General features: G+C 75.2%; 2 protein-coding genes. Both read right to left on the bottom strand.

What is annotated here, in order from left to right; genetic code table 11:
* Positions 1-407 precede the first annotated feature (407 nt).
* Positions 408-3,086, bottom strand: a complete 2,679-nt coding sequence (locus tag J0670_RS31900; RefSeq protein ID WP_243437816.1) for a ComEC/Rec2 family competence protein — start codon at positions 3,084-3,086, stop codon at positions 408-410.
* Positions 3,087-3,151: 65 nt separating this feature from the next.
* Positions 3,152-3,904: a ComEA family DNA-binding protein gene (locus J0670_RS31895; protein WP_307806788.1), complete on the bottom strand. Its 753-nt coding sequence runs from the start codon at positions 3,902-3,904 to the stop codon at positions 3,152-3,154.
* Between the last annotated feature and the right edge of the window lie 303 nt (positions 3,905-4,207).

Here is a 4,207-nt window from a genome sequence, read left to right as displayed (position 1 = left end):
CCTGCCGGGTGCGTTCTGCGGGCCGCTGCCGGGCCGGAGCATCCGGCGGCGGCCCATCGCGCTGGGGGCACCGGTTCGGCTCTGAGGCTCGTCCGGCGCCGAGACCACGGGCTCGGCGCCGGGGATCGTTGTTCAGGTGTTCTGCCGCACGGGGGGCCACCGCTGTTCTCTACCTCTGCGGCTCTTTACCTCTGCGGCTCTTTACCACTGCGGCTCTCTACCACTGCGGCTCTCTACCACTGCGGCTCTCTACCACTGCGGCTCTCTACCACTGCGGCGCGCTCCGGGCAGGCCCGGAGCGCGCCGCAAAAACGTTTCTTCCGGGCCTGCGCCCGCACCTCTCCTCCTCCCACCACCCCTACCCCTTGCCCTTCCCCACTTCGTGGTCGGGAGGAGGAGAGCGGGCATCACGCGGGCGGAGCCCGCGGTGTGCCAGGGGTCCGGCCGGGGCTGGTGTGGGGAGAGCCACTGGGGCGGTGGGCCCGCGAGCGGTGAGTGCCGTGGGTGGGCTGCGGGTGGACGGCTACGCCCAGGGTGGCAGGAGAGTCGCCGGTCACAGCGATGTCGCCCGCGCGGTCGGTGCGCACGACAGCGGCGCCGAGGGTGCGCAGACGGTCGACCGTCTTCATGGACGGATGCCCGTACGGGTTGTCCTCACCGCAGGAGATCAGGGCGAGCCGGGGCCGTAGGGCGCCGGTCAGGTCCCAGTCCTGGTGGGCCGAGCCGTGGTGCGCCACCTTCAGGACGTCGACCCGGCCCAGGCGGCCCAACAGGGCGGACTGTGCGGGCGGTTCGAGGTCTCCCAGCAGTGCCATCCTCATTCCTCCAGTCAGTGAGACCAACATGGCAACGCTCGCGTTGTTCGCGCCTGGCGCCTCGGCGGACGCCCCGGGGGCGGGCCACACCACCTCCCAGGTCAACTCCGCGCCGGCCGAGCGCCGTTCACCACGACCCGCCCGTAGCAGCGGCACACCCGCCCCCGCCGTCCAGGCGGCCACCCGGGCCGCCTCGCCCGGTGGGTCGTCCAGGGTCGTTCCCTCGACCGCGCCCACTCGGCGGCCCCGCAAGATCCCTGGCACGCCCTCGACGTGGTCGGCGTGGAAGTGCGTCAGCACCAGGAGGGGCACCGTCGTGATGCCGAGCTCGCGCAGGCACCGGTCGGCGGCGTTCGGATCCGGCCCGGCATCGATCACCACCGCGCTGTCCGGTGCACCGGCCGCGAGGGCCAACATGTCCCCCTGACCGACGTCGCACATCACCAGTCGCCACCCCGGCGGTGGCCAGCCGGTGGCGATCCGGGCGAGCTGCGGCGGGCGCAGCAGTACGGCCAGCAGCACCATCAGCAGCGCGCCCGTCACCGCCGCCCGGGCCCAGCGACGGCGGGCGGGTGCCCGCCCGCCGGGCTCCGGCCTCCGGGGCAGCAGGAGGGGTGCGGCCCAACAGGTGGCCAGGACGGCCAGCGCGACCGTGGCCGTCCCGAACCAGCCTCCCGGCCAGGACAGTTGGCCACCCGGCAGCTCCGCTCCGCGGCGTGCCACGAAGGCGAGCCAGCTGGCCGGCACCCCGGCGGGCTCCGCCAGCAGACGGGCCGGACCCGGGAGGATCGGCTGCAGGACCAGCACCCCGAAGCCGAGCAGCGTCGCCGGGGCCACCGCCAGCTCGGCCAGCAGGTTGCACGGGATCGCGACCAGGCTGATGTGCCCGGAGAGCACCACCGTCACCGGTGAGCACAGCGCCTGCGCGGCCGCCGTCGCCGCGAGCGCGCCCGCCAGGTGGTGCGGCCAGCGCCGGGCCCGCAGGGACTCGGCCCAGTGCGGTCCGAGGATCAGCAGCCCTGCCGTGGCGAGGACCGAGAGCAGGAAGCCGAAGGAGTGCGCCAGGAACGGGTCCAGCAGGACGAGGACCAGCACGGCTCCGGCGAGGGCGGGCACGGCCTGGCGGGGGCGGCCGGTGGCCAGGGCGAGCATGCCGATCAGCCCCGTCCCCGCGGCCCGCAGCACGCTGGGCTCGGGCCGGCAGACGGTGACGAAGGCCAGTGTCAGCGCCGTGCCGAGCAGGGCGCTGGTGCGCAGCGGCAGGCCCAGGAGCGCGGCCAGACCGCGCCGTTCCGGGGTGCCGGCCTGCCCGGGTGCGCCCAGTAGCACTCCGAGGACGATGGCCAGGTTGGCCCCGCTGACCGCCACCAGGTGCACCAGGTCGGTGGCCCGGAAGTCGTCCACCAGATCGTCGGGCAGCCGCGAGGTGTCGCCGACGACCAGCCCGGGGAGCAGCCCGCGGGCGTCCGACGGGAGCCCGTCGCTGGCCGTGCGCAGGCCCTCGCGCAGCCGCCCGGCAATCCGCTGGGGCAGGCTCGGCGGCTCGAGCTGCCGGGGCGGGCCGTGGACGGCCAGCAGTGCCGCGGACTCGGTGTCGTACCCCTCCCCCGCCGGCCGCACCTCGGCCTCCACGGCCAGCCGCTCGGACGGGAGCCGCCGTAGCCAGTGCTCGCTCTCCGCCCCGCGGACCATGACGGTCACGGGGGTGTGCGTCCTGGTGGCGCGCCCGTCCGGGAGGAGGGTGACCCGGTCGGCCACCGCCTTCACGGTGAGGAGGGTCTGCCCGCCGGTGGTACCGCCCCGGGAGGTGTGCACCTTCGGGTCCCCGGCGACGGTCAGTTCGACGTCCACCACCGGGGCGGGCGTGCCCGGGGACCGGGGCGGGGCGTTCTCGGCCGCTCGGACGAGCTCCGGCAGCGGCCCCCGGTGCAGGTCGGCGGTGTGCAGCGGGGTCGCGACAGCGGCCGCCGCTCCGGTGAGCAGCACGGCGGCGAGCGTCACCGCGGCCCCTCGTCGGCGCGGGACGCCACGCAGGAACGGCGGGCCGGGCCTAGACGGGAGCCCGGGCCGAGACGGGAACCCGGGCCGGACGAGCAGCAGGACGGCCGCGAGTGCGGCCACCCCCGCGAGCGGGAGGACGAGGACCTCGGATCCCGGCTCCAGGGGCAGGAGCACCGCCGTGACCACCCAGGCCGAGACGGCGGGCAGCAGCAGTCGGAAATCGGCGCTCGGGGAACCGGTGCGCGGGAGCGGTGCTGTGGCGGCGGACATGGCGGCACCCCCCTTCGAGGGCGGTAGGAGGAAAAAGGAAAGGGAAAGGGAAATCGGAAGGAGCGTCAGAGGGTCAGCAGTGGGCGCAGTTCCGCGAACGTGCGGGCGCCGATGCCGCTGACCTGCCGGAGCTGGTCGACCGAGCGGAACGAGCCGTGCGAAGTGCGGTAGGCGAGGATGCGCTGGGCGAGGGTGGGACCGACGCCGGGAAGGGTGTCGAGCTGTTCGGCGGTGGCGCGGTTGAGGCTGACGGGTGATCGGGGGCCGCCGGCCCCCGGAGGTCCGCCTGTGGCCCCGACGGCCGGGGCTGCAGGCGGGGCCTGCTCTCCAACCAGGATCTGTTCACCGTCCGTCAGGAGCCGGGCCAGGTTGAGGTTCCTGGTGTCCGTCTCCGGCAGCGGACCGCCCGCCGCCCGCAGGGCATCGGCCACCCGCGAGCCGCCGGGCAGGGTGTGCAGGCCGGGGACGCGGACCCGGCCACCGATGTCGACCACGACGACGGTCTCGGCGCCCGGGCCGGTGGAGCCCTCGGGCGGGCCGGCTCCGGACGTGCCCCCGGCTGCGAACGAGCCGCCCGACGCCGAGGCGACTGAGGACACCGACGATGCCGACGACGTCGAGGCGGCCGCCAGCGCGGGAACCGCCACCGCCTCCGGCCGGGCCAGCCAGAAGTGCTGCACGGCGTAGCCGACCGCGAACAGCAGCAGGATCGCCAGCCCGGCCACCGCCCGCCGGTCGAGCGTCAGCGCCGAGGCGAACCGCAGGCGCGATCCACCACCCGGCGGATCCGGGAGGTCGAGCGGATCCAGCGGCTCCACCGGCGCCGACACCGGCAGCGGCGACGAGGCACCTGTAGGAGGCCCGGTGGCGGTCCGTTCCCCCTCGTGCGCCGGGGGCGGGGGCTGAGGGTGCGACGGCGACGACGGGGGATCGTTCGCGGCCCCCGGAGGAGCACCGCCCACCGGCGCGCCACCCGTCGGCAAAAGCGCCGCCATCCGCAGCCGTGCCGTCTCGTTGATCGCTTGGCGCTTCGCCGCGCCCAGGCTCAAGGTCGTCATGGCGAGGACGCTAGGAGTCCTCGGGCGATCGCGCGGAAATTACCCGATCCCTGTGGATAACTC

Source organism: Streptomyces sp. FH025 (assembly GCF_017427025.1).
GTDB lineage: Bacteria > Actinomycetota > Actinomycetes > Streptomycetales > Streptomycetaceae > Kitasatospora.
This window is presented reverse-complemented; position numbering and strand designations above follow the sequence as displayed.

Coding starts and splice junctions, on each gene's coding strand:
- J0670_RS31900 (WP_243437816.1), bottom strand. CDS start 3,086: ATGTCCGCCGCCACAGCACCGCTCCCGCGCACCGGTTCCCCGAGCGCC.